This window comes from Sphingobacterium bovistauri (genome assembly GCF_020295405.1).
Classification (GTDB): domain Bacteria; phylum Bacteroidota; class Bacteroidia; order Sphingobacteriales; family Sphingobacteriaceae; genus Sphingobacterium; species Sphingobacterium bovistauri.
Genome location: NZ_JADEYP010000013.1, coordinates 62783 through 88782, shown reverse-complemented (window position 1 = coordinate 88782; position 26000 = coordinate 62783). Strand labels below are relative to the sequence as shown.

The 26000-nt window shown below is 31.7% G+C and carries 31 protein-coding genes; 2 read left to right on the top strand and 29 right to left on the bottom strand.

Features of this window, described 5'->3' with window-relative positions:
* Positions 1 to 3 precede the first annotated feature (3 nt).
* From IPZ78_RS08740 to IPZ78_RS08645, 20 genes are all read right to left on the bottom strand, one after another.
* Positions 4 to 471 carry an SMI1/KNR4 family protein gene (locus IPZ78_RS08740; protein ID WP_225552764.1) on the bottom strand — a complete coding sequence of 156 codons (468 nt, stop codon included), beginning with the start codon at positions 469 to 471 and terminating at the stop codon, positions 4 to 6.
* Positions 472 to 477: 6 nt separating this feature from the next.
* Complete coding sequence (locus IPZ78_RS08735; RefSeq protein ID WP_225552763.1) at positions 478 to 897, bottom strand: hypothetical protein; 420 nt, start codon at positions 895 to 897, stop codon at positions 478 to 480.
* Positions 897 to 1613: a leucine-rich repeat domain-containing protein gene (locus IPZ78_RS08730; RefSeq protein WP_225552761.1), complete on the bottom strand. Its 717-nt coding sequence runs from the start codon at positions 1611 to 1613 to the stop codon at positions 897 to 899. The genes IPZ78_RS08735 and IPZ78_RS08730 overlap by 1 nt, the downstream gene beginning before the upstream one ends.
* 3 nt (positions 1614 to 1616) lie before the next feature.
* Positions 1617 to 2108 carry an SMI1/KNR4 family protein gene (locus IPZ78_RS08725; protein WP_225552759.1) on the bottom strand — a complete coding sequence of 164 codons (492 nt, stop codon included), beginning with the start codon at positions 2106 to 2108 and terminating at the stop codon, positions 1617 to 1619.
* Positions 2109 to 2232: 124 nt separating this feature from the next.
* Positions 2233 to 2607 (bottom strand): hypothetical protein, encoded by a 375-nt coding sequence (locus tag IPZ78_RS08720; RefSeq protein ID WP_225552758.1) that lies wholly within the window; start codon positions 2605 to 2607, stop codon positions 2233 to 2235.
* Positions 2608 to 2739: 132 nt separating this feature from the next.
* Positions 2740 to 3144, bottom strand: a complete 405-nt coding sequence (locus IPZ78_RS08715) for a hypothetical protein (RefSeq protein WP_225552756.1) — start codon at positions 3142 to 3144, stop codon at positions 2740 to 2742.
* A 295-nt stretch (positions 3145 to 3439) separates the two neighbouring features.
* Positions 3440 to 4156 (bottom strand): hypothetical protein, encoded by a 717-nt coding sequence (locus IPZ78_RS08710; protein ID WP_225552754.1) that lies wholly within the window; start codon positions 4154 to 4156, stop codon positions 3440 to 3442.
* Positions 4146 to 4700 carry a hypothetical protein gene (locus tag IPZ78_RS08705; RefSeq protein ID WP_225552752.1) on the bottom strand — a complete coding sequence of 185 codons (555 nt, stop codon included), beginning with the start codon at positions 4698 to 4700 and terminating at the stop codon, positions 4146 to 4148. The genes IPZ78_RS08710 and IPZ78_RS08705 overlap by 11 nt, the downstream gene beginning before the upstream one ends.
* 52 nt (positions 4701 to 4752) lie before the next feature.
* Positions 4753 to 5190: an Imm42 family immunity protein gene (locus IPZ78_RS08700; protein ID WP_225552750.1), complete on the bottom strand. Its 438-nt coding sequence runs from the start codon at positions 5188 to 5190 to the stop codon at positions 4753 to 4755.
* Positions 5181 to 5531 carry a hypothetical protein gene (locus tag IPZ78_RS08695; protein ID WP_225552749.1) on the bottom strand — a complete coding sequence of 117 codons (351 nt, stop codon included), beginning with the start codon at positions 5529 to 5531 and terminating at the stop codon, positions 5181 to 5183. Before IPZ78_RS08695 ends, IPZ78_RS08700 begins: the two co-directional genes overlap by 10 nt.
* Positions 5528 to 6643 carry an SMI1/KNR4 family protein gene (locus tag IPZ78_RS08690; RefSeq protein WP_225552747.1) on the bottom strand — a complete coding sequence of 372 codons (1116 nt, stop codon included), beginning with the start codon at positions 6641 to 6643 and terminating at the stop codon, positions 5528 to 5530. The genes IPZ78_RS08695 and IPZ78_RS08690 overlap by 4 nt, the downstream gene beginning before the upstream one ends.
* Positions 6644 to 6650: 7 nt before the next feature.
* Entirely contained in the window at positions 6651 to 6941 is a 291-nt protein-coding gene (locus IPZ78_RS08685) for a hypothetical protein (RefSeq protein ID WP_225552745.1), read from the bottom strand.
* A gap of 101 nt (positions 6942 to 7042) precedes the next feature.
* A complete protein-coding gene (locus tag IPZ78_RS08680) occupies positions 7043 to 7618 on the bottom strand; it encodes a hypothetical protein (protein ID WP_225552743.1) in 576 nt (191 codons plus the stop codon).
* Position 7619: 1 nt separating this feature from the next.
* Positions 7620 to 8009 carry a hypothetical protein gene (locus IPZ78_RS08675; protein WP_225552741.1) on the bottom strand — a complete coding sequence of 130 codons (390 nt, stop codon included), beginning with the start codon at positions 8007 to 8009 and terminating at the stop codon, positions 7620 to 7622.
* Complete coding sequence (locus IPZ78_RS08670; RefSeq protein WP_225552739.1) at positions 8010 to 8684, bottom strand: hypothetical protein; 675 nt, start codon at positions 8682 to 8684, stop codon at positions 8010 to 8012.
* Entirely contained in the window at positions 8681 to 8998 is a 318-nt protein-coding gene (locus IPZ78_RS08665) for a hypothetical protein (RefSeq protein ID WP_225552738.1), read from the bottom strand. The genes IPZ78_RS08670 and IPZ78_RS08665 overlap by 4 nt, the downstream gene beginning before the upstream one ends.
* Before the next feature lie 2 nt (positions 8999 to 9000).
* Complete coding sequence (locus IPZ78_RS08660; protein WP_225552736.1) at positions 9001 to 9549, bottom strand: hypothetical protein; 549 nt, start codon at positions 9547 to 9549, stop codon at positions 9001 to 9003.
* Between the two features lie 70 nt (positions 9550 to 9619).
* Positions 9620 to 11086, bottom strand: a complete 1467-nt coding sequence (locus tag IPZ78_RS08655; protein WP_225552734.1) for a hypothetical protein — start codon at positions 11084 to 11086, stop codon at positions 9620 to 9622.
* 19 nt (positions 11087 to 11105) lie between these two features.
* On the bottom strand, positions 11106 to 11462 hold the full coding sequence (locus tag IPZ78_RS08650; RefSeq protein WP_225552732.1) for a hypothetical protein: 357 nt from the start codon (positions 11460 to 11462) through the stop codon (positions 11106 to 11108).
* A gap of 1 nt (position 11463) precedes the next feature.
* Positions 11464 to 12231 carry a hypothetical protein gene (locus tag IPZ78_RS08645; protein WP_225552731.1) on the bottom strand — a complete coding sequence of 256 codons (768 nt, stop codon included), beginning with the start codon at positions 12229 to 12231 and terminating at the stop codon, positions 11464 to 11466.
* A gap of 210 nt (positions 12232 to 12441) precedes the next feature.
* Here IPZ78_RS08645 and IPZ78_RS08640 point away from each other — a divergent pair, with 210 nt between their 5' ends.
* Positions 12442 to 12786, top strand: coding sequence for a DUF4870 domain-containing protein (locus tag IPZ78_RS08640; protein ID WP_225552729.1), 345 nt, complete (start codon positions 12442 to 12444; stop codon positions 12784 to 12786).
* 730 nt (positions 12787 to 13516) lie between these two features.
* Here IPZ78_RS08640 and IPZ78_RS08635 read toward each other — a convergent pair.
* The 9 genes from IPZ78_RS08635 to IPZ78_RS08595 all read right to left on the bottom strand — a co-directional run bounded on the left by IPZ78_RS08635 (position 13517) and on the right by IPZ78_RS08595 (position 22010).
* Positions 13517 to 14173, bottom strand: coding sequence for a hypothetical protein (locus IPZ78_RS08635; RefSeq protein ID WP_225552727.1), 657 nt, complete (start codon positions 14171 to 14173; stop codon positions 13517 to 13519).
* Positions 14174 to 14210: 37 nt separating this feature from the next.
* Positions 14211 to 15146 carry a hypothetical protein gene (locus tag IPZ78_RS08630; protein ID WP_225552725.1) on the bottom strand — a complete coding sequence of 312 codons (936 nt, stop codon included), beginning with the start codon at positions 15144 to 15146 and terminating at the stop codon, positions 14211 to 14213.
* A gap of 116 nt (positions 15147 to 15262) precedes the next feature.
* The gene (locus IPZ78_RS08625) at positions 15263 to 15442 is read right to left on the bottom strand and encodes a hypothetical protein (RefSeq protein WP_225552723.1); all 180 of its coding nucleotides are present in this window, start codon (positions 15440 to 15442) and stop codon (positions 15263 to 15265) included.
* A 21-nt stretch (positions 15443 to 15463) separates the two neighbouring features.
* Positions 15464 to 16078 (bottom strand): hypothetical protein, encoded by a 615-nt coding sequence (locus IPZ78_RS08620; protein ID WP_225552721.1) that lies wholly within the window; start codon positions 16076 to 16078, stop codon positions 15464 to 15466.
* Positions 16056 to 16385: a hypothetical protein gene (locus IPZ78_RS08615; protein WP_225552720.1), complete on the bottom strand. Its 330-nt coding sequence runs from the start codon at positions 16383 to 16385 to the stop codon at positions 16056 to 16058. Before IPZ78_RS08615 ends, IPZ78_RS08620 begins: the two co-directional genes overlap by 23 nt.
* 65 nt (positions 16386 to 16450) lie before the next feature.
* A complete protein-coding gene (locus IPZ78_RS08610) occupies positions 16451 to 17011 on the bottom strand; it encodes an SMI1/KNR4 family protein (protein ID WP_225552718.1) in 561 nt (186 codons plus the stop codon).
* A 2-nt stretch (positions 17012 to 17013) separates the two neighbouring features.
* Positions 17014 to 19572 carry an SEL1-like repeat protein gene (locus tag IPZ78_RS08605; RefSeq protein WP_225552716.1) on the bottom strand — a complete coding sequence of 853 codons (2559 nt, stop codon included), beginning with the start codon at positions 19570 to 19572 and terminating at the stop codon, positions 17014 to 17016.
* Positions 19573 to 20103: 531 nt separating this feature from the next.
* Entirely contained in the window at positions 20104 to 21828 is a 1725-nt protein-coding gene (locus tag IPZ78_RS08600; protein ID WP_225552714.1) for a hypothetical protein, read from the bottom strand.
* A 14-nt stretch (positions 21829 to 21842) separates the two neighbouring features.
* Entirely contained in the window at positions 21843 to 22010 is a 168-nt protein-coding gene (locus IPZ78_RS08595; RefSeq protein ID WP_225552712.1) for a hypothetical protein, read from the bottom strand.
* Positions 22011 to 22791: 781 nt separating this feature from the next.
* On the opposite strand from IPZ78_RS08595, the gene IPZ78_RS08590 reads away from it, so the two are divergent.
* On the top strand, positions 22792 to 25998 hold the full coding sequence (locus IPZ78_RS08590) for a SusC/RagA family TonB-linked outer membrane protein (protein ID WP_225552710.1): 3207 nt from the start codon (positions 22792 to 22794) through the stop codon (positions 25996 to 25998).
* Positions 25999 to 26000 lie beyond the last annotated feature (2 nt).

Here is a 26000-nt window from a genome sequence, read left to right as displayed (position 1 = left end):
TTATTATTCATTCAAAAATTTGCTCCAATCATCTTTTACGATGTTTTCGCTATTTTCTAAAAATTCGTCTAATGAATTCGCCAATTTTGCGATGGACTTATCATCATGCCAAAACTCCCAAATACTCCAATCTTTTAGGTGAAAGAAAAGTGCCGAATCATCTCCTAAACTTGCGAAATATAAATTATTAAAAAAATCTTTTCCTTCAATTTCTGTTGCTGTATCGCGATTGAAAAGTGTTGTAGTTTGGATGCGTTGAAAATAATCTTCCATAAAAACCTGAACCATTTGATACCTTTTGTGTTGTTTGTCGTAAGGTTGAAATAATTTCTGAAGCGAAAGGAAATCAACCTCATCACCGTTCGCAGTTTCTATCAATAAGATATTCTCAAAAGAGTGTAGTACCTGTTGATAAGAGTTGGGAATTGTTGTATTGGTTTCTTGTTCGAGTTGTTGAATTGATGGTGTCATTTTTTATTAATTTTTAATTTCGTTAATTGTTTCATCAATTAATTGATCTAATTTTTGATTACTGAAACCTACTTTATTTCCCACTTCGTACATCCAATCGAGATGATAGTCGAAATAATCAAAATCAATATGAGGATTTAGACTTAATTCAACCACTTTTAACTCTAAATCTGCGTTAATATCGTATCGTTTCTTTGACGTAGCTCGTAATTTCGTAATATAAGATGCGTTTTTATCCATTTGATCTTCCGAGATTTCAAAATCTCCATTATTCGTCCAATAGATGGTTGCCTCATCTGCAATTTGCTGTATTTTTTCGGGTAATTGATGATAAATTTTCCGAGTCATTTTTAACGCGACCAAAACATAAATCAAATAGGCTTTTTCCTTCGATTCTTCATCGAAAATATCGTACAATTTCCTCACTATTTGTGTTTTACATTCAACAAATGTACTTTTACACCTTTAGCTTTCAATTCCTCTAAAACAGATAAATCTTCAATATTTTGGATACTTTCCAAATTAATGGTTTTGATGCTTTTACATTTTTCTAAGGCAGATATATCCGTAAGATGACGACAACGAGCGAATCGAATATCTTTCAAGTTTTCTAGATTTTCTATACCATCTAGCGATTGTAATTTGGAAAAATAAATATGCAACGTTTCTAAACTTTTAAGTGGCTCAAATACTTTCAAATCTTCAAAAGGAAATTGTTTCGCAAAAACAATGGTTTTCAGTGTTTTGGATTCATTAAAATTTGATAGATCATTCCAATAAATACATCCCAATTCTTCTAAATGAGCTAATTTTGTAAAATCTAACGTGAATTTTTGCTTGTTATCGATATAAATTGCTTTTAAATACTCTAATTTATATATACTTTCAAAGTTGATGATGTCAAAATCTTTAGTGCCATTCTGAAAAGAAAAAACTTCCAAATGACTGCTTAACTTTTCTAATAAAGAAAAATCTAAAGGTTTTGCGAGCGATTCTGGTCCTAATTTATCACGAAGTTGAAACTCATAAATTTCATGTTCGGCTGCAAATGCAACGGCTTCTTCAAAATGATTGGCGTAGCAGAAAATCCTGCTTTTACCATCAATTGTTTCTCGTATTTGTCTGTCAAATTTTATTTCCATAATTTAAAATAGATTTTGAAGATATTCAGGTAAAGTCTTAGCTGTTATTTTTTCTAAAAATGAAGTAAAATCATCAGCAATCCATTCTACTTCTTCATATTCTGGCTCTTCACCAAAGTATATTTTTCCAAAATTTTCTTCAGAAACGCCAATGGCAAAAAATGCATATCCATTTTTAACCGAAAGAACAATAGGTAAATGAGCATCCCAAAATTGGGTAACAAGAAGCTGTCCGTTCAGGTCGCCTTCAAAAGCTTCTAAACTTTGTAACTCGAACTCATTCCATTTAAAGTCAGATTCTTCATTCGTTTCGTTAAAATCCGAAATACTATTGAACCAAGTGGTTTCACTCGCATTGATTAATGAAGAAAAAGATTTTATAAAAGCTAAATATTCGCTTGGAATACGAGGATATCGAGATGTAAATTCAGCATTTAGATCTTCGTTTGTATTTGATTTTATAATGAAATTGGAATTTTCTTTTAATGGATTCATATGTATTTTATTTAATTCCACATGGATTTTGGCACTGAATACGAAATTTGGAGGTAAATATTTGTAAGGAAAATGATTTTATAAAATGTTCTATTTCTTCGGTTTTCCTATTATGACTTTGTTTTTATTGTTTTTTCTTATCCGCTTTTGGTGAAGGCCAATTGTTGGAAAATTCTATTTCTACTGTATCATCTTGATACACATGCAATATTGTGAAATCACTAGTGATATTTTCCGGAATTAGAATTTGATTTTTAGATTTATATACTTTGCCAGTTCCAGCATCTGCCCAAGTTACCCAATATTTGCCTGGGTTTAGGGTGACGTCGGTTGATACGCCGCCAGCTCCCATACCATAATCTATCCCATCACAAACAATTGACATTGTAGCGTATGGCATATATGAAAATGCAGCAACATCCGATACGTGATTTGTTGATTTGCAAGAGTTTACTGTTAATAACAGTAGTAAAATTGATAACGTATAAATTTTTTTCATTTTGATAATTTTATTTTATTGTTCTAAGATTTTAAAGTAAATAGTTTCATTATTTTGTGGAAGCATTGAATAGAAAATTAATTGGATCAAAAGTCCTTCTAAATTTAAATTGGCAGCTGACAACATATTCTTTTAATTATTAAACCACATGGATTGTAACGTATTATAATTGAATTGAGTATTGATTTTAGTGAAACTGAATTCTATAGAAATCATCAAAACAAAATATATGGTTGTAAAAGCGAAAATCACACTGGTAACAATAGTCGAAACCCTATTGAATTTAATATTGAAACCCCTACAAATCAGTAGAAATAAGATGTAAAAAATGAATAGTTCTAATAAAAATTTCCCTAAATCCATTTGTACACTCAAACTATTAGCCCCGTCTTGTAAAACAGGGAAGAAGTGACCATATAATTTTGGCGACCATTCTACATGCTCTTGAACCATAGCTTCACCTTTCATCATCGTCACCACAAAAACAATAAAGGCAACAAAAAATGGAACGATGTATTTGTGAAAAATCAGCTTCATTTTTTTAATTTATTATAATTCAAATAGGAGAGGTTCTGCTTAGACATGATGGTACAATTCAGATTTTATCCTCTATAAAATCGATCGGTGATAAAATATTCTAATAATCCATAAATAAGTATACCTACTAAAATGCTTGATATTCCACCAATAATGAGGTAAAAAAGGACTGTTTTTTTACGCTTTATAAAATAATTAAACAGAAAAATTACTAAACTCATTATTGATCCAGAAACTAAACTAACTAGGGTACAAATAAAGATTAATAGACTGTCTGTGTTCATAATTTGTATTTTTAATTCAACTCAAAATGTAGCGGTGTCTGATAAAATTTGCTGTACAATTCGGCTTTAAATGATTTTTTAGGTATAAGAATGATTGAATTTTTCACCACATTTATTTTATCTACTAAGGCATAGACATCTTCATAAAAACGAATTGGAAACTGAAAAACTTGTTGAATGTTTACGATTTTGTCAATATACTTTACAAGCATTACAGATGTTTTATCATCGGGAGCGATTTGATAAGAAATCTCAACTTTGTAACTTTTAGTTTCCTTTGTTTTGTAATGAATCTCCGTTTTTTTGGCTTGTTCTTTTATAATAGAAAGACATTCGTCTAAAATGTTTTTTTGTTCTTCATTTGCAATAAGGTTCAATGCTCTAAAAATAGCTTCAACTACGTTGTTTTCTTGCTCTTTTAAAGATTTTGTGTTGAATTCTTCAAAATTGATCTGCACATCAACATATTGAATCCACGAAGTTGGTTTTCGATCCGAAATTTGCAATTGATCCGTCTCCAAACAATTGGTAAAGTTGATGTATAAATGATCTGCCTCCAAAAGTGTAAATTGCAATTCGTTCAGTTTTCTAGCGATACGAATGGCCCAAAATGTAAATGAAGTATCCGAATGCATCAGTTTCCCTAGTTCTCCAGGTAAGGAATTTTCCGAAACATTGGGCTGATTACTTTCGTATAAGCGTATATCTTTAATAACTTTAGTTTTCATTTTTTACTATTGTATTTTTAATATCAAAAGTTTGTTGAACCACTAGTTTAGGATTTTCTTTGTCTTTTAGGTATTGATCATAACTGCGATCTAGTCGTTCATGATACAATTCCACATGGATAACCTTCACATCCTCTGGGATTATGTAAGTTTCTTCCTTTGTATAATTGTAACCTCCAACATTTGCACTTTCTTTTCCTGGAATACGTTTAATTTCTACAAAATATTTTAAAGTAATTGTGTTCCCGTTTTGTTTCCCTTTTTCGAACCGTATTTTTTTTACCTTATTAATAGTATGTCCTCCAGATGAAATATTTCCTTGAATTAAAAAAGTCAATTTATCTTCGTACTGCATTTGCATTATAATTGCAGGCTCTGTGCGTTTCGTTTTGGGAATGTTTGTCGATCGGTTAATCACTCGACCAGTTTCTGGATCTTGAGAGGTGACACGAGCGGGTTGCGTAAGAATGGTTTCAATCTGAAGTTTTTTTTGTGCAGAACAGCTCAAAAAAGGCAATATCATCAGTATATAAAGTAGTTTCATTTTTATTTTAAAATTACTTTAATTTCTAAACAGAAATAATAGCTGATTTTGGCTATTTTTCAAAAGTTACCTGACTTAAATCCTTTAGTATTTGCAAAAATGTTCCTTTAGGTAGAACGATTTCATCATACGTTTTTTCAAAATCATTGGTAAAAAATATTCGTTCTGTATTTCCATTAAATCCAATAATTAGAGCAAAACCGTATTGAAATAATTCGCCAGAATTTATCCAAACCAAATTATTTTTTTCATAATTACCAAAATCAATTTCATCAATCGGGAGATTTCCTATGTCCAATTGTAGATTTTCAATCATAGGAATTTCAGACACTAATTCGTAAAAGAGTGAATTCAATGTGATATTAATTCCTTTGGCAGGATATGCTTTATCATCAATCCAGAAATTGAAAATACCTAAGTTTAAATTACCATTTACGATAAAAACAGTTTCCCATTGAATGAAAAAATCATCGTGATGTTTTATGAGCATATTGTTGGATTTAGAATTTCTTGTAAGTTTTCAAAATTGAGTTTTACCGTTTTAGTGGAATCGATGGCAATTAATAATTGATTTTTATTGTTTTTATCCAAATAAATTTCATTGATTCTGGCTCCTAATGTAGCTTCATGTTCTTCTTGAAAAACAAGCTTTACTTCTGCTATCCATTTCTGGCAAGTAATGACATTGGATATTCCAATAATTTTCAATTTTATTTGTTGATGATTGGGGTAGAAGACGGGATATAATGCAATGGTCAACACCAAATCGTTTTGTTGTAATACAACCGTTTCTAAGATTGCATCGTGGTAGTTGTAGGTTAAATTGTTCATGATAAATGAACCACTTCCACCGTTGCTCCCAAATTTTCTAACTGTTGCACGTCTTTTTCGATCCATTTAAGATAACCTTTTCTAAGAAGGATACGTTCTTGTTTGCTCATTTGCAAAGCTTCAGTTCCAGAAAGATTAAAATTTTCTTTCAGCAAAGAAACAATCTTCATTTTATTGGGACCTATGTTTGTGATGTACAATTCGGCTTCTTGCCAATCTGTTTCCTCATATTTTTGCGCTTGTTTTTCTTCCGTTCTTTCAGGTAAATTCAAAATACTTTCATGCACTTCTTCCCAAAATTCATTAGGCGAAACAATTTCGTTTGCTACAATTTTTATTAATTCTTCTTTATTAAATCGATGTTGATAAATCGTTTTTAACTTTTCTTGAAAAGCTAAAATTGAATTCGAAATCTGAATTGGTGACCATTTTCCAGCACCATGATAGGCAAAATAAACGGGGAAATTTTGTTGAACCTCATCAAAATCTATAAAAAAAGGATCTGCAAAATAATTCGTTGCAATCACAAGCCAACTTTCTTTAAAATCGCCCTCACTTTCTCCGTATAAAAAGGTATTCGTTACTGAATTATAGGCATAACCATCTTGAAAACCAAAAATAGCTTCTAATTTGGGGTAATTTTCGGGAAGACATAAGTTTTTAATTTTATAAGTGTTTTTGAAAAACGTGATCAATTCTGGAAATTGACTCATTTTTAAAGAAATTTTATCTTCTTCTAAATGATATATGTTCTGTTGATTCTCTAATGATTGATTATCATCGTATTCTTCACTGCCAAAAGAGAATTTTCTAGACATCCAATGCACTAAATTCCGATCTAGTATTTTAAAATCACTTTCAATCAAGGTTCCGTAAGACGTTAAATAGACTGTAGTATCCTTTTCATTAGTCGAAATAACTGCTACTTGACCGCCCGAATCATCGGCAATCGGAATATAATTAGGCAAATAATCAGTAAATTCATAAGTAGTGTAACGTTCTTCTATTTCTTCTTCATTTTGAAAAACACGAACGATGTCATAAACAATTTCTGAATCGAATTGTTGATGGAATTTGTCGATAAATTCTTGCCAGTGTTGTGGAATTTTCATGGTTAAATTATTTTTGGTAAAATGGAAATGCTTTTTGAAATAGTTCCACTATTTCAGGAGATTCTTCTAAAGCTTTCAAAACGGTTTTCTCTTTATAATTTACATCACCTAATGTACCTCCTCTTTTTGTTGCGATGCCATACAATGCCTTTTCTTGTTTTGCTGTTAAATTAGAATCGGGTACAAAACCAATTATTTTGAATATCTCATTATTTTGATATTTTTCAGTCGCTAAATCAAATATATACAATGGAATATCCTCCGTATCATAAAACTCTCGATGATATGATAGCACCATTGCAACAATTCGTCTTTAGTGATAGCACCTTCGAAAAAGGAAGTAATAACAAAACCTAAATCTTCGCTATCGTCTCTAGTTAATTTATACATATAATTTTTTTATCCTAAAATATCTTTAAAATGTCTTTTATAATTCACAGAATCCGTTAAATATTTTTGGCAGATATTGTAAAATCTAGCACCATCTTTTCGTTTATCTAAAGTTTTGAAAAGTTGCTCGACTTCATTCTCAAAACCTTTAATTTTTCTTTTGACTAAAGAATTAATTGTTGGAAATTGTAATCTCGGAATTAGGAAGAACTCAGGATGATTCGATATTATTTCAACAAATAAATGATCTAATTTATTTTCTTGTAACAGATAAATAAATCCTTCGCGACCACCTGCATATTTTTCATTCTCAAGAATTCTTTTTATCTCATGAACGATTTTGGAATTCTTTAAGTACTTTGGATAAAACAATTTAAATCCTTTTGTTAAACGTAAACCTAAAGTAGTTATCCAAAATTCATATTCATAAAGGCAGCCTTCGTAGTCATCATTAGGAATTTCAAAATGTTTAACGAAATAATCGGGCATTTTTTTCAAAATATCCAAAACACGTTCTTCAGAAACCATATTTTGATCGTCGATAAGCGAATTACACGTTTTTAGTGCCAAAGTTGATGGTTCCATATTATTCTAATTCAAGATTGATAAAACTTAATGCTGCTAAGTTGTGTTCTTTTATGTATCGACTTTCCCAATTATCAAACCCTTCTGGCTCGATAGAACTAATTCCCTTGTGCCAATACAATTCTCCATAAGTCAGCAACATCGCCCAATGGTATTCTAGCTCATGTTGATAAAAAAACAAACCTTCATAATCCTTATTGCGAATATCTTCGAGCAAACATTTGTAGAGATTCGAATTTTCTAAAATTTTTGATGCTTCCTCGGGAGCTTTATTAGCGTATTTTACCATGATTCCTTCAATGAGCATACACCAAGTCCGAAAATTGAAGATCGCTTGTTCTTTAGGATTTTCGGGATTAATGAATAGGATACTGTCTATTCGTTGCATCATTTAAAGCGTTTTTAAAGTTTCCACATTGGTTTCACCTCTTAATTCTGCAAAATAATTATCCAATGAATCACCTTTTAGCCAAGGTGTATGGGCAATTTCGAAGAATTTTGTTCCACGGATTTTTTCTTTTTCACAAGCGATTTTAAATTCTTCAGAGCAAATAGGTGTTTGATTTTTTATACCAATTTCGTCTAAAATAAAAAAGTCGACTTCTAAGTTTTCATTCGGTTTTAAGATTAATACATCTTCAATAGAATTGTATTCATCATATGTAAACTTGCTTTTTACTAGATCTATGGTATTTTCAATGGATAATATTTCGATTTGGATATAAAAAAATTGATTTTCTAATCTCAACTTGTGATTTCGATGTTCTACAACAACCAACGGAATGATATGATGAATTGGAATTTGAAATGATTTTAATATTTCCAAAAATTTAACTGAAACAACATAGCGATTGGGGTCATCATGAAGAATATCAAATGTATACTTTTTGAAGTCTTTTGTTACCATAAACAATGATTTGAAAGATTTAATATCACTTTTCCGGTAAAAGGGATAATCTTCATAATTCTTACAATGCGTTAAATCTTCCACAAAATAAGCTACCGAAACGATATTCTGGATCATGTTTTTTTCGGGTTGATACCCCATTACAAAGTAATTTTTCATGGTTTATTTTCTTTATTAAACTGTTGGTTTCTGTACTTTAATTGAAAATTACCTTGCTTCGCGTTAGGATTCCAACCCATTTGAAGAGCTGTTTCAATACCTAATCTTACAAAATCCGGCGTTACAATTTTGGGTTCGTAATCTTCGGGTTCGTTTTCTTTGTCATTCACATAAAGCCAAGAATCATAGTAACCAAAATCAATTTCTAACTTATTATTATAAAGCCCTTCTGGACAAATCTGGATAATGGAATTAAACTGCCATTTGTATACTTTATCTTCAATGACAATTTTCCTGAAATTTCTTCTGGTCATAGTTATTCAATATCAATCCATTTTTTTTCAAAAAATATGGGTTCACCACCAATATCTGTCGCATCAATGAACTTCATTTCTATAAAATCTCCTTTTGTTCCAACATATTTTAATTTAAACCCTTGATCATCCATTCCTGAAATATCATAATAGGCTCCATAAGGCATTTTGAAAGGATTTTTATCCACATCATTTGTATAAATAGAGAATAAAATCATTCTTTTTGATTTCAAATCAGGTTTTTGAAAGCCATAAAAGCGATGTTCTCCATATTTGCTAGAATATACCTTAAATAGACTATCGCCTTCACTTAATCTTATAAAGGCTTTGTTCACTTGCTCTCCAACTGAAAGAATGTTTTCGTTATTATCCTTTTCTATTTTTTCTAAAGGGGAAAGCTCATTGATTTTACTCGTATTAACAGAATCGATCGATTTACGAAGTATTGTATCTTTTTTTACAACCTCAGTTTTCTCTATTTCAGATTTTGGATTGCTACAACCTATTAAAAAAATTGCTAAAAGACCCATTAGAATATATCTTGTATTCATTATTTTATATTTTTTGATTTGAAAGTCTGATTGAAAAAGAAATTTTTCTAAAATTTCTTTTAATCAGTTCTTACTCTTTATATTCTTTACCTGTTAAAATATCGATGTAATAATAAATTTGTTTTTTATTTTCGGAGGTATATCGAACACAACCACTGCCATCAATTGAATCATATGATTTTGTACCTATTTGCTGTTTGGTTTTGTTGTTGTACAAAATGAATTTTCCTTCTTTTTCTTTCTGCAAAGCATAAATTTGGCGTTCTGAGTCTAAAATTTCAACGGTATAATTTTCGGGAGATAAAATCCACGATTTAGAATCGGCATTCCAAATTCCTTCTTTCAATTTCTTGTCATCTTTTGTTGTTTGGGTAATGTATTGATTACCTGATTGATAAACGTATGATGTTTTGCCAATTTTCTGATCTTTCTTCAGTTCATTCTCCGATAAAATCATGTATTTATCGGGCCAGACGACATAACCAACTCGATCTTGTATAAAGAAATCTTTTACAGAAACATTCTTTAGCAAATTTCCTGCTGTGTCCACATACAACCAATCGTACGCCCAAACGCTGTGATCGTAATTAAAACGACCCAACACAAAATAAGGCGAATTGTTGATGGAATACACCAACGAAACATCTTTCATAAAATTAATTTGTTCGGCTGTGGCATTTTTTATCTCTTTTGGAAAAGCTTTGTCATATTGCGGATACGGGAAAATTGCTGTGGTTTTGAGATCTTGAAAAAGTTGCGGAATTGGAGGAGCGTAACGATCTTGATTGATAGAATCTAAAACAAAAGGCTTGTTGTTTACCGAGATTTCAATACGATCGGTTCCTGTAAGGCCAGAAAATAAAGGCTTTTTAGCATCAATACTATAAATTTCAAATTGATTTTCGCTTGTGGGGATATATCTTTTTTGGTCTAAAGAAAGTTCGATATCGCTTCTTATTTTCTTGAACTTATTGTCTTTGATTTCGTACAAAATATCGTTCATCTCAAGGTGATTTTCATCCATTTTATTCGGATTTAGATAAAAATTATCTTCGTCATAAGGCACATCTTTACTCAACAAAACTTGTTGAGTTTCTAGCACACTGATTTCTATTTTCTTATAAGTTTTGGTCTTTTTAATATCACCGCCCATAATGTTCCAATCCCATTTCCACAAAGGCATTTTCTTTTCGTACTCAAGTTCTTTCATCATCAATGTTAACTGATTAAACACTTCTAATTCTATAGATTCTTCTGTGTAGTCAACGATAATATTTCCTTTGGTATCAATAACAGCCGACTTTCTATCCTTATTGTTAACAATCGTAAAACCTGTTAAAGTAAATTTATACGCACCAGCATAAGCCGTATTTATTTGTTGTTTTAAGTTGCTGTCCACATAAATGTAATCACCATTTTTAGTTAGATAAGGTATCCAATTCACTGTTTTTTGAGTTTGAATATTGATCGTGTTTTTTTGTCCACAAGCCGTTAAAAACAAAAGATTTAGACAAGAAAGAAGGATTAAATTTTTCATAAGATTTGTTTTGAAGTTTTTAAACTTCTTCTTTAAAAATAAATTCTAACCAAGGTTTCAAATCAACTTTTTTTGATAGTTGAAGTTTCAAATTAAACTTTCCATCATCAAAAATGAATGTTAAATCATCGTTTTCGTAAACATAAGAAGTCAATGTTGTGATTTCTCCATCGTAATCAATTTGCAAATCCCACTCAAAGTTTTCTAGAGGTTTTCCACCTTCCATTTCGCTGGATTGCCTTGTTAAAATCAGATAAGATTCGGGATTATTGCTACTATCAGAAGCAAATGAAACGACACAGCAATAATCTTCTATATAAGTGACTACTTTTTCAATTTTTAGAATCTTAGTCGTTCTGTCCATTTTCATCATCATTTTATTTCAATTTTAAATAGTTTTTCAAATCTTCTATTGTTGAGATTCCTTCTTTTATAAATACAGCTTTACCGAATGTGGGTTGATAAAATGATATTGTTTTACCATTTGTATTTTTGATGCGTAAACTACCTTCTACAAAATCATCCTTTGGTAAAGAAAGCCAAACTTCGATTAACTTTTGTTGACAGAATTGCGCCTGGTTTTCTAAAATTTCAACAGCTAACGGATTGTGTTTGAAAAAATATTTTTTTTCACCAATTGTCATCTCATCCGAAAACCCATTATCAATCGCAAGAAATGGGTGATTTTTGGTTAAAGGTTTTCCTACAAAAGATTCTTTTGCTTGTTCGTACCAAAAACCTTTGGTAATCACTTCAACAAATTCGTCATGAAAGCGGAAAAAATAATGAGTATAATCCGTCAACATTTCATCTACCGAATTGCCCCATTCATAAGCTTGTTCATAATGTTCTTTTTCATAGTGATAACGCTCGTGCAACCAATCTGAATTTTCTACTTTGTACACCCAAGTTCCAGGGATATAATCTTCAATTTCGGTAGGATCGTGATAAGGCGGGAGTTCTCCTCGACATATTTTAATAGCATCAAGATTCTGAATCGTTATTCGTCCAAAAGCTTCGTCTTCAGTTTCGAAATTGATGGACGTGAATTCGTCATTGTAAATAACAATCGGACTCAATACATAATCTGCAATAACAGGAATTTGTATAGGGATAATTTGTTCTTTATTACTTTCGTTTTTCATTCCAAATATTTATAATCGATTTCATGTTATTGTTCTCTAATTTATGGTATTAAAGTTAGGTATAGTTGATGTACTTGTTTATCCCTGATTTCAGCCAAAATGATTACTTGTAGAATCGATATTGTTAAATATCCCTTTTTTCGGCTATAGTAATTGTTTTGACTTAGATTTAATTTTGTCCCACATAAAAGAAGAAAAAACTATCTAATCATGGAAAAAAAGCAAATTAATTTAGGAGAAGTAAGTCAAGGGAAAACAGTTGCTATCGTATCATATCTTACAATAATAGGGCTTATTGTAGCATTGGTGATGAATAATAAACAACCAACTAGTTTGGGACGTTTTCATATTCGTCAAAGTATTGGTGTTACTGTATTAGGTATTGCGATAGGTTTTTTAACTTATATTCCTGGTATTGGAGGTATTATCTCCACAGTAGGGGGTATTATTTTATTGATTGCTTTGATATTGGGTATCGTTAGTGCTGTGAAATCTGAAGAAAAAGGATTGCCTGTTGTGGGAAGTTTTTTTCAATCTTGGTTCTCCATGATCTAAAAATAAATTTTAAGGAGTAGCTTTTAAAAGTTACTCCTTAAATTCCTATTTTGGGATTTAAATACAAAATCGACTTTCAACTACTAAAATTCCTGCACGGTTGAAGGTTTATATTTTGATTGAATTGCAGTTCTAAACTAAAATCTGGTCTATAATCCTATCCTTGATCCTCAATTGTCATTGTTGTAATTTTATGTGCTGCAAAAATTGTCACAATTTCATTCTTTAACTATATATCTAGAAAGCTGAGTAAAAGATTAGTTTCTTGCAATTCGTTAAAGTGTAAAGATCAACTTCCATTTGTTTGAAGAAGTGTTTAGATCGACGTTCACTTTTACGGTAATACCCTCATTTAACTTTATTTGGTAATACCCAAATCTCAGAATCTTTGTATTGATACCTATAATTAGGGTGACCAATATCTATTATGCTGTGTTTATACATTTGAAGTCGAGAATGAGCTCAATTTCTGCCGACATTTCTTTTAGGGATTTGGCCGTTTCAATTTCTAATTCATCAAGGTTTGATTGTTTAATAGGTCAACCAATTCTTTTGTAAACATAATACCTAGTTCTTTTTGTGCAGTATCTAACCTTTCTGTTGTTAAAGATGGCTGTATGTAAGGGACATATCTTGGTGTGCTCCATATATTTTTTTATAAAATTCAGTTTCTTTACCAAGTTTTTTAAATATTCTGAATTCATTTTTAATAACTTAAGTCCCTACAATATTAATTGGATTCAATTTTGGAAAATATTTTACCGTTCCATTCAATGGGTTTATTAGGCTGTTCTTTATCAAAAAATAGAAAAGAGAAATTTGCTTTTATAATTCTTTTTTTCCAATACATCTTATCCATTTCTAATTTTCCTTCAATGCACGGATATATTATTTTATCTCCAACATGAATACTTATTAATTCTACCGTAGGTATAAAATAGTGATCTTTTATGATTTTGATTTTTAGTGCGCTATGTGTAGCACTATTGAGCCTTGTAAAGGCTTCTATTGTATCTTTATCGATGCGTTCTGCTGTCATTTGTGTAGGATCTGTAAATTCTATCGCAGTACTTTGAGATTGCATTGTGGAGTAAATATGTGTGGTATCTACTACCTTGTAAAAAGCTTGCAATGAGTCTTCATAAATTTTGCCATTTTCGTCTTTCATCAGATCTGTTTCTGGAGGACAAATACCGTCACAACTTAATTGCCCGAATTTATTCTTATAAACACCCTCTGGGTAGCTCCATTGTTCAGTAAAACTAAAATCTCCCGCAACACTGTCTTTCCAAGTGATATCTATAGCGCTGCTTGCTTTTCTTTCCTTACATGCTCCATAGCAAAGGAGCAGTATAATACACAGTATAGCAGGACTTATATTTTTCATTTTGTTTAAGCTTTTATCATGCATTAACAATAGTGAACTAATAGTTTCTTTTCTTGTATAGGATCTCATAATAATCGAGTAAGGCATCCTCGTCTCGCACAAGTTCTGGAAGATTCTGATAGGTATACTTTTTATTTCTAGAGGTATCTATAATTATATATTCGGGCTGTGCGCTTTTTTTACTAAGGAATAACATCGCTTTTTTCTTATGCTGAAGAACAGCATAGCCTAAGTAGGAAATGCTTATATTCGTATTAAGCTGAATATGATCTTCAAAATAGGAGTCAGGGATGCTGCTAAGCAACGCTATATCCTCCGCTTCAATGGCATGAATCAACAAATTATCGAAAGAGCTGTCCAATTCTTTATCAAAATAGGTATTAGCATCTTTTGGGCTGTATAATTTTTTGTAAACTTCCTTTGCCAGTTCATAATTACTATCTGCCAGCATCGTTCTTATAAATAGGTTATTGATGTTTTCTACATAAGGGATCTCAAATGCGTAATAAGAACTCAGCAGGAAGTGAAACTGATAAGGAAACCTATCCTGATTGGCCATTACGGTATTCAACTTTTCTGGTGTATCTATAAACAGGTCAAATACGATTGACTCAATATCCTCACTTAAAATTTTGTAGGTTTTAATTTCCAATTCTTGCTGACGTTCAGGGGTGAGGTAAATATTTAATTGTGTATTGCTAATATCAAATTTAAAAGAGCTAAATTGATTATCGGGCCTTGTTAAATAGATGGTGTTATCTCTTATTTCAAGCATATCTGCTGACTTTAGACTTAAGAAGTAAGCATTATTCTGTTCCACAAGTAGGATGAATTTTAAATCACGGTCAACGCCAATGATACTATTTATAGTGCTGTTATTTATGGGCGTAGACAGTTCATCTTGCGTTTGCGCAAAGGCGGAAGCGAATGATATTAATGCTAGGAGTAGAATAGGTGCCTTTAAGCTTTTCATGGTTGAAAAAATGATATGTGTATAATCTTACAAATTTTAGGAATCTAAGCAGCATAAACAATCCCAAGAATCAGCTATTTTTAGCGGAAGGAGATTAAGCTATTTCTTCGATTTTTTTAAAAAATTCCAGTAGTAAGATAATTGCTTAGTGCCTTGTCATGGTTTTGTGTTGAGGTATATGTATAGGTCAAATGGGTTTTAATTTTATCCAATGAAACGACAATTTTGTCTAAAGCCATTATCATTTCTAAAGTTTCATTTTTTGTCAGTTTTATGGTCGAATGTTCTTCTTGCATACTTTTGTTTTTAAAAATTTATTATCCATAACCATTTGTTAATAGTATATGGAGGTTGATTTTTTGCTTCTTTGTGCTTTGAATGATTAATACAAAATCTTTATGATGTCCTTCGAAAAAACCTAAATGAGCTAAGTTTTCATCAATGTCATTAACTTTCCATAAAAAATTAGGAATGACTTGATAAAACAATACTTCTTCCTTAGATGGTTCAAAAAATTGAAAAAAATGATTCGTTAGGATTTCTGCTTCTTCAATAGAAACGAATTTCCCATTAATCGTTTTTGAAAAATTTTGACCATTTCCTGTTAATAATTCGATTATGTATTTCTTAGCATCAGCTTCTGAAATAGGGTAAAGAGCCAAATTGGTCTCCCCATTGTAAGTTGTTCCCGATAATACTTTTCTTCTTAATACATCATTCTCAATTAAAAGTTCGACATAATTGTCAAAACCTCTATCGCAATCGCTTTGTACTAAAGCTTGATGAAATTCACCACTTTTGAATTTTTCTAATAAGAAATCAGAGATTGTATAATTCACCGTATTTTCTTCCTCAAAAAAAAGATATAAAGAACTACTGTTTAGACTTTCGTCCAATTTATTGAGTAATTCATTTATTGTTTCTTTCATCATTTATATTTTTTATTTCAATCCAAGATTGCAGACATTTCTCATAAAAATCTATTGGAATATCACTAAGTAATTTATCCGTAAACATATTTTCAATCGTGACAGAATCTTTTTTGAAGATTAAAGGGAAAGCATTTCCGACTCCAATTTCTTGATAATCTTTATCACTTTCCTGAAACTGATGAAGTAACATTAACTCATATTCGCCACCAACAGATTGAATATCTGTGCTAAAGTATTCGGTTAAGAGTTTATATTCTTCAGGGACAATGAGTTCTTTGTAACCTTCCTTATCCAAGATTACTTTCATTCTATATGTTTTTATATTCTTTTAAAAATAAACATTACTCGTTGATACGTAGGGGTTACCAACAGTTATAATGTTTCACTTCCCTTAGTTTCTACAGCTTTTATCAGCCATTCTTCAAATGTACGCCAAGAGTTGAGTTCATCTGAAGTCGCTACATAATCGTCAATTGGATATTCGTGACAATACACATCAAAGTTTTTTTCTTCTTTTTTTGTGGTACAAAATCCCATCCAATCGCCCATACAAAGATGAGATCCGATAATTATAAATTGATCTTTCACTTCTTCTTCGCAATCTTCAATTTCTTGTTGAAACAGCGTGTTGTATTCTTTTAACTGTGCTAAATTGTACATATCAAAACCATCGATATATTTAGAAAAAAAGAACGATCCTGCACCAATTTCTTGAAGAAAATGATAATACGACTCTGGAAGTGAGTGATTCGTGTAGGATTTAATTTCTTCTAACTCAACATTAGAAATTCTTTCTACCTTAAAATTCAATTCTTCTGACGCTGTAATTTCTAAACCATCTTTCCACTTTTTGGTTTCCAAAACAACTTTACCGTTGGTAATCCAACTTTTTAAAGTTTCTATTGATTTAATAAATACTGTTGTAGCTTTCATTTTTATTCTTTTTTCTGTTTAAATAATCTTTTCAGAAGGGATTGTTTTTGTTTACCTTCTATACCTAATAAAACTTTATCAATTTCAATTTCGTTTATTTCAGCGTACTGCAACCATACTTCAAACTTTTCCTCATTTTCAAATTCTGATTCTTTTCGATAATGAAATAAAAGCTGTTTTACAGCATGCGGATATTCCATGATGTTCATTGCTTTTTCGAAATATGAAATGGCTTTTGCAATATTTATTTTTAAACCACCAAGCCCTTCTTCGTACATAATTGCATAATAAATGGGTGAATATGCTTCTGCGTAATCTTTTTTCAAGTAGGTTAACACTTTTTTATGCTCGTCTTTTTGGTAATAGATATACGTAAGCTTGTCATAATTGGTTTCATGCAGTTTGGAAGCTTTTAAGTAATACGCTAAAGCAATATCCAAGTCTTTTTCTACCAATTCGCCAAAATAATACAAATCACCTAAATTCGTCCAACCTAGTCCATTACCCAAATTTCCAGCTTGCGTGTAGGCTTCAATTGCCTTTTGCGTATCTTGCTCAAATCCATATCCATTCTGATAATGGTATCCTAAATTGTTCCAAGCATCTTTATTATTTAAGGTAGAAGCTTTTTTGTACAGTTCATTTGCTTTGGATACATCATAAAAATCTACATTCTCTTCATCAGCATACATAATGCCTAGTTCGGTCATGATTTTAGCATGATTGCGAGAAGCTCCTATTTCATAGACAGCTTTGGCTTCTGAAATATTATTTTCTCTAATAAAATTCAATCCCATTTGATACAGCGTATCTTCATCAAAAAGAGTGTAAAAGTCAATTCCTTGTTTCGTTTTCCATTTTTGAAAAAATTGTTCGAAAGCAGTTTTATCTTCTGTTGGTAGTCGATTGGCATGATTGTACAGATGACCTATTTCTGCTGAGGTAATAGTTCTCAGTTCATTATCGGGCTGTAAAACCAACAATTCATCCTCTTTATAAATAAGAACTTGATATCGATTGCGATCATAAGTTTCTGAAACATGGTTATAAATTGGACTCAAAAAATGAGTGTTAGCATCCCAATATTTCATTCCAGTTTTATATGTTATTTTTAGAAATTCGTTGTCTAAATGCTGAACTTTTTTGATGTTTTCATCGGGAGCAATTAACCATTTATCGTTTTTAGCATCGTACATACCAATACCAACAGCAGTTGTTAAAACAAATAAATCTTTCACATAATGATTAATCTGATCGAAATGAGCATGCGAAATAACTTCTGATGTTGCTACATGTTTTTCCGACTTTGTATCGTACAAAAACCATTGTTTTTCTTTTTTGTAAGCTAAAGTTTGATAATTGTCAGAGAAAAGAATTTGATCTACATCTTCCGCTAACAAATGACCATTCGGTTGAATAATTACAATCTTTTTTTGCCATTTATTTTGTTTAGCATAATAATGTTGATTCGCCAATGCAACCAAAGAATCTTCCACGAAAGAACCTAGATAAACCCCAGAATAAGAAAAGTAATCACGTTTTGAGCTTCCTTTTACTTTTTTGAAAAATAAATTGGGATATTCATGCTCATAGGGTTCCAAGTTTTCTTGGTTGATGATGACATGATTTTGAAAGTCAATTAGCTGATAAGAATTACCTTTTTTAGCATTAAAATATTGATGATTTAACCATTCCAAGTTATCATATGCTGTAGGAATGAGTATCAGACTATTCTCAATATTGATTAATCCATAGGCACCATTGCGTACGATGATAGCTACTTTTAATGTAGAAAAAATATCATCAGAATGAATACCATAAATCTCAAATACATCAAAAGCTTCATCATAAATAGGTTTTATAATTTCGAAACCACGATCATTGATGTATCCAAATTTGTTGTCCTTCTGAACAATTGCAGTATTAAACTCAAATTCATATATTTCATGGTATTGCGCAGGAACAATGATGTTATTTTTCAGATCTTTTAAACCTTTTAAATCATTTTCGATGAAAACTTCTGTATACACTTCTTTGTAGATTACATCGTTCCAATAACCTAAACCATAATTAATCCACTCCGTTTGTAAGGCGTCTAGAAAAGATTCGTAACCAAAACTTTTTACAAAATCTGTTAATACATCTAAGCTTCTAGTTGAGATTGCCTTTTCAAATAGTGTAATATTTTCTTTAATCTGTAACACCCAATCTTTAGCCTGGCTGCTGTGACTTTCTTCGTTCATATTAAATACATCTCTTCCTTCTATTAGGAAGGTATTAAAAGGTAATTCTTCTAATAAAGTAAACATTTGATGAACTGCTTCTGTAAAAGTAGCATTGCTATTTAATTGATATACTTCAGCTAATAAATCATAAAATTGCCTTAATAATTCAATTCCTTGTTTGCGATCTGCGTATAATTGTGATCTTTTTGAACGAATATTATGTCCAAATAAGGGTAACAATAAGGGAGGTAGTTCATAATTCCACTCGCCTAGATAATTTGGGTAGCTTTCTCCTGTAGAGAAATCAATATTATAGATGTAAATGCGATGCGCCATGAAGATTGATTATTATTCTTGGTAAACTTTTAGAATTTTGATTGCATATCAAAAATGAGAATAAATATTGAGTTAAAAAATCACTGTTTTAAGGGAATAATTTATTACAAAAGGGAAGTTCAGGTAGTTCTTTGTGTTGTTTTTAATTAAAAATTAACCTTGGTTTTTAGTTGAATTAGTTCTCATGATTAACATATTTTAAGATTAAAAAGGAGGTAGAATTTTAACTCAATATCAAGTTGTAAAAGTGTTTTATAGGGAGGTCACTTATAAATATGAAATTACCTTAATTTTTTGAAAAATTGAAAAGGCTATAGATGGTATATACGAGGAATATTAGAGAGGAGGGAATAGTCAATAGCCCAGTTAATTGAATTAAGAATAGGTATCCTAAATTCAGCGAACCCTATGATACTAAAGGTAAATTAGAGTTGTGGTTTTGATATCATTAACAATCCGACCTAACAGTATAATTTTACTGAATATTATTATAGGGCGGATTGTTTGTTGTGCATTAATGCGTTTGTTCTTTTATTGAGCTTTGAAACCTCTAACGGTACCTTTTATTACTGTAGCACCGTCTTTTTTCTGTGTAATAGCAATGGTATTTGTGCTATTTTTATTCCATACGACATCCTGCAATTTGATGGCGCTATAAGGATTCGGTATACTACTATCAGATCTAAATGTGAGAGGCTCAAGTGGCGCTTTTGATGATTTTGCTCCAAATAATGACACTTTTCCTGAAGGAGAGATAACAACGCGTATAGTAGGGTGTTTGAGTTCACCTATCACAGACCAAATTGATGGAACAGAAGAACTATTGGTAACCCCACCATTGATTGCGTAGCCCGCTATTCTTTGTCCTGTGCTATTTAAATAATGATCGTACATGTTATTGTCTTTAAATTGAATATTAGCTTTATTACCAGCTGCAGCTCTAAAGGCAGACTGAAACTCAATTTCATAGGATGGAGCTGTGGATGTTTCATGTTCAATTACCTCACTCGTTGTGGATAATATAGCTATTGGTCTATCATTAATAATTAAATTAAAAGAGTTGTCTAATTCATGAATATCTACGGTTAATCCATATGTAAGATCAGCTGCTGAATTGTACCTGTAGTAAGTGTCAGTTGCTGTTTCAGCCGGTACTGATCTAGAGAATTCGTGATTATTAAGCGCAGGTGTGTTTACATCGTTTGTAATAGTACCTGGAGTTGTTGACGGCTTGTATATTTTTATCGTTAAATTATATCTATATCCTGGTGTGATTTTGATGTTTTCAATAGGTATATTACCTAAAGTATGCTCATTAGTTCCTTCTGTAATCGTTATGGCAGGGATAGTAACTTTTGCTGTGGTAGTGTTGGGGGAAATCAAGATTGTAGGCAATGTTGATTTTTGTTTTTGAGAGGTTAAGTAATCTGGTGCAGTTTTGTTAAATAATGCTCTTTTAGTCGTCTGGGTTGAAGGTTGTGCAAAGACGATTGAGTTGTCATTCAAACTTAATGTTGCAGAAGATGAGATGTTGCTGAAGACAAGGTCATTTACATTGTATATGTTTCTAATGTCTGTACTAGGAATATCTTGACCATCTTCCTGTGAAAGTTTTACAGTTGTTGTTATTGAAGAAAATTGATGTTTCAATATAATGCTTAGCGTATTTTCTTGTGAGGCTATTATGCTAATACGTTCTTTAAAATACATCAAATCTTCTGTGATATCTTTTAATTTAGCTGTTGATAGATTGTTATAGTTCTCGAGTGTAGGAAGAGATGTCTTGCTATTGACCGAAAATGCTACAAAAATAAAATCTCTTCCTCCTGATACACTTAGTGCAGGTGTGCTGTTTTCTTGCCCAGCGATATATTCGCGATGATCAACGTATGTGCCATCTACATTGTAAACATATAAACTATACTTAGTTTCAGGTGTTAAATCTGAATGTTGAGGAAGTACCCCAGTATTAGCATTCTTATTAACGCTTTTTAAATTATTGTTTTTATTAGAAGTTAAAGTTGCAAAAGCAATAATTCCGTCTTCCAAATGAATGACTTGTTCTTGTTGTGTATTTGAATTTGGAACGCTGGCCATTAGATTAGACTCAGACGTATTGCTAACTTTTGGTATACTAATTTTTATGATTGTATTTTCTACAGGACTGTTGTTTTCAGAAGAATTCTTTTGGCATGAAAAAAGAAAGACAGTGTTTAGTAGTATGATTGTAATAAATAGTATGTTAAGATTTTTCATTTTCTCTTCTTAAATTAAAACCAATTGATAATTTTTTCATCAGAAGAATCGTCTAACCATTCTTCTCTAACCATAGTGTTGTCTTCTACTATTTTTAAAGTGCTAATAGATGAATTTGAAATAGTGTCCTCTATTTCAATAGAAAGCATAGTAATGCTAGGTGTGATATACTGTTTTTTCATTTTAATCGAATTGCCAAATTATCATCCCTGCGGATTGTTAATTTGGTTTATTTTTCATAGTTAATGTGTAAATCTCTATTAGTTGAGTGTCTAAGAGATTATTTGTGATTTTTACTTAGGGCGCAAAAGTAACAAATGAAATGATTAATAAAAATTTTTTTGCTTATAAAATAAACTTTTTTTAGTCATTTAATTCGCGGTGCTTCAACTTTTCTCTATTTTTTTTAAATTATTATCATACTTAATTCTATAGAATTTGAAGGTAAATACTTCTTATTGTGTCTAATTTTTGCAGCATCATTTGTTAATGATATCACGTTTGTCTGGCTTAATATGGGGATAGTTTTTTATTAGAATGACTCTGATAGAAGAGAATGAATGCTGAGTTAAAAACGACTTTAACTTTAAATTAGAAGTTTATCTTATCTATTTTTTTGATACAGATCATATAGGGTATAGGTTAGATGTGTTGATCAACAAATTTTCCTTCTTAAATTCTTGTATTAGATAAATATTCATTTATTATTGTGGTGTAGTCCTAAATGGTGAATGATATCTAGAGTTGGCATTATATTAACAACTTCTTACCAAGATTTAACCTGTTTAAGTTATTGTTGATAGATGTAATAAATATTTGTATAGATTTATCAACTGATTATAGCCAATTAATTTTATATGATTCAATTTAATACTGTGTAAAGAATTTTATTACACAAATCAATAAGTGTTTATTTAACACTTTATTGTTGAAATACAATTATACAACCTACAAATACCAATTATGAGAGACAATTATTACTTAAAATCAAACAAACTTAGGCGGTTATTAACAACGCTATTATGTCTCTTGATCGTAGCATCAGGTTATGCTCAAGAGGATTTGATACGAATAGCGGGGGTAATTACTGGAGCTGAGGGGCCAATATCGGGTGTTACTATTTCAATTAAATCAGGCAGGACACTAGGTACTACAAATGAAAAGGGGGCATTTCAATTTGAAGTTTCTAGATCATCTACTCTTTCATTTAATCATATGGCTTATGAGAATGCTGAAGTGAAAATGTCAGATTATCAACCCAATTCAATGGGGGTGTATGTTATTGATCTGATATTGAATGAAAAAATAGGCAATGCAATAGATGAGGCTGTAGTTGTTGGATTCGGAACGCAGAAGCGAGCTTCTTTAGTGAGCTCTATTACTGTTGTCAATCCAAAGGAACTTAAAGGTCCAAGTTCAAATTTGACTACTATGCTTGCGGGGCGAGTATCGGGGATGATAGCTTATCAGCGTTCTGGAGAGCCGGGGTCTGATAACGCTCAATTCTTTATTCGAGGATTAGGATCTTTTGGGTCGGGGAAAACAGACCCTTTAATTTTGATCGACGGTATTGAGTCGTCTGCAACCGATATGGCTCGCCTTCAACCAGATGATATTGCAGCATTTTCTGTATTGAAAGATGCAACAGCTGCTGCCGTTTATGGAGCGCGTGGCGCAAATGGTGTGGTGTTAATTACTACTAAAACGGGTGCCCAAGGAACTACGAAATTTATGGTGAGAGCTGAAGGTAAGTTATCGACTAATACAAAAAACATTCAACTAACAGATAATATTACATATATGAATTTGGCAAATGAGGCTGTGCTTACTAGACCGACTCCAAAACCATTACCATATACTCAAGCCAAAATAGAACACACATTAAGGGGGACGGATGAATATTTGTATCCTAATAACGATTGGATTAATATGTTAATTAAAGATTATACATTCAATCAAGGGTATAATTTGAGTGCTAGTGGTGGCGGTAGCCGTGCTAGATATTATGTCTCAGGAACGTATAATGTGGATAATGGTATCTTGAAAAAACATGGGACAAGTAATTTTAACAACAATATATCATTGACTAATTACTCATTACGCTCTAATGTAAATATTGATCTTACCAGCACAACAGAGGCTCGTATTAATTTGTACGGACAGTTCGATGATTATAATGGACCAATACGTGATGGTGCTGAATATTTCAGAATGGCATTATGGTCTAATCCAGTACAATTCCCAGCCGTGTATCCTGCTGATTATTTGCCATATATCCAACATCCATTATTTGGAGGACACGTAGTTATGGATGGTAATTCAACAAATGGTATATTATTATCGAATCCTTATGCGGAATTGGTCAGAGGATATAGACAATATAATCGCTCTACATTAATGCCTCAGGTGGAAATTAAGCAGAATTTGGATTTTCTAACCAAAGGATTGAATTTTAGAACAATGGCTTATGCAAAGCGTTATTCTTATGGTCAGACATCACGTTCATACAATCCATTTTATTACTCTTCAAGACTGGATCCCGCCACTAATGCTGTGAATTTAAGTGTTATCAATGATGGTACTACAGGTTCCGTAGGTCTAGTCGGCCAGGAATTCTTGGGATATGGATCTTCTGGCTCGGATATTAATGCAACATTATATCTTGAAGCTGCTGCAAATTATGCACGCATATTTGGTAAGCATAGTGTTTCGGGGATGTTAATTACGTTGTTTCAGGATTACAAAATTGCAAGAGATAATATTACATCTTTACAATTGGGGCTTCCACGTCGTAATAATGGGCTATCTGGACGTTTTACGTATGGTTATGATGATCGTTATTTGGCTGAAATTAACTTTGGTTATAATGGATCTGAACGCTTTCATGAATCAAAACGTTTTGGTTTCTTCCCTTCATTTGGTTTGGCATATAGAATTTCGAATGAAAAATTCTTTGAATCGTTGAAACCCGTTATTTCCGATATGAAATTCAGAGCCACATACGGCATTATAGGTAATGATGCCATCGGACGTGATACTGATCGTTTTTTCTATCTGTCAGAAGTAAATATTGGAAATTATGATTATTTGTCAACTTTTGGCTATGATTATGGCTATTCGCGACCTGGTGTAAGTGTAAGTCGTTATGCAAATCATGATATTTCTTGGGAGCAATCTCGGCAGATAAACTTGGGGGTTGATTTATCCTTATTAAATGGAAGTATTAATATCGTTGCTGATGCCTATAAAGATTACAAATCGCATATCCTAGAAGCTAGATCTCATATTGGCACTACAATCGGTTTGCAAGCTACACCGATGGCAAACACAGGCAAGGTAGAAAAGCAAGGTTTTGATATTGCGGTAGATTATAACAAGAGTTTATCAACAGGTTGGTTTTTTCAATACAGGGCAAATATGACATTTGCACAGTCAAAGATCACAAAAAGAGACGAGCTCTTGTATCCTGATAATATGGGATATCGGTATCAAGTTGGTCATTCAGCTGCTCAAGCATTTGGTTTAATTGCTGAAAGATTATTCATTGATGAATATGATGTCGCTAATTCACCTATCCAACAATTTGGCGATTACATGGCCGGAGATATAAAGTATCGTGATATGAATGGTGATGAAATGATTACTTCGAATGATGCTGTACCTATTGGTTACCCTACTTCTCCAGAATTCATTTATGGATTTGGTGGTACGACTGGATATAAAGGCTTTGATTTTTCGTTCTTTTTCCAAGGTTCAGGTAAATCTTCATTCTTTATTAACCCAGAAAATATTACACCTTTTGTGCGTAATGGTGGAGCACAAAACGGTTTATTAACAGCGGTCGCAGAGAGTCATTGGTCTGAGGAAAATAGAAATATGTATGCTTTTTTTCCAAGATTGAGTGATTATTTCGTAGGAAATAATAATCAACAATCGACATGGTGGATGCGTAACGGTGAATTTTTAAGACTTAAGAATATTGAATTAGGATTTAATGCCCCTCGTACATTACTTGAGCGATATAAATTAGGGTCAGTTCGCTTTTATGCGAATATGATGAATGTATTTACCATCAGCAATTTTAAGTTGTGGGATGTAGAAATGGGAGGAAATGGATTGGGATATCCTATCCAACGTACATACAATTTTGGTATTCAAGCAAATTTTTAATC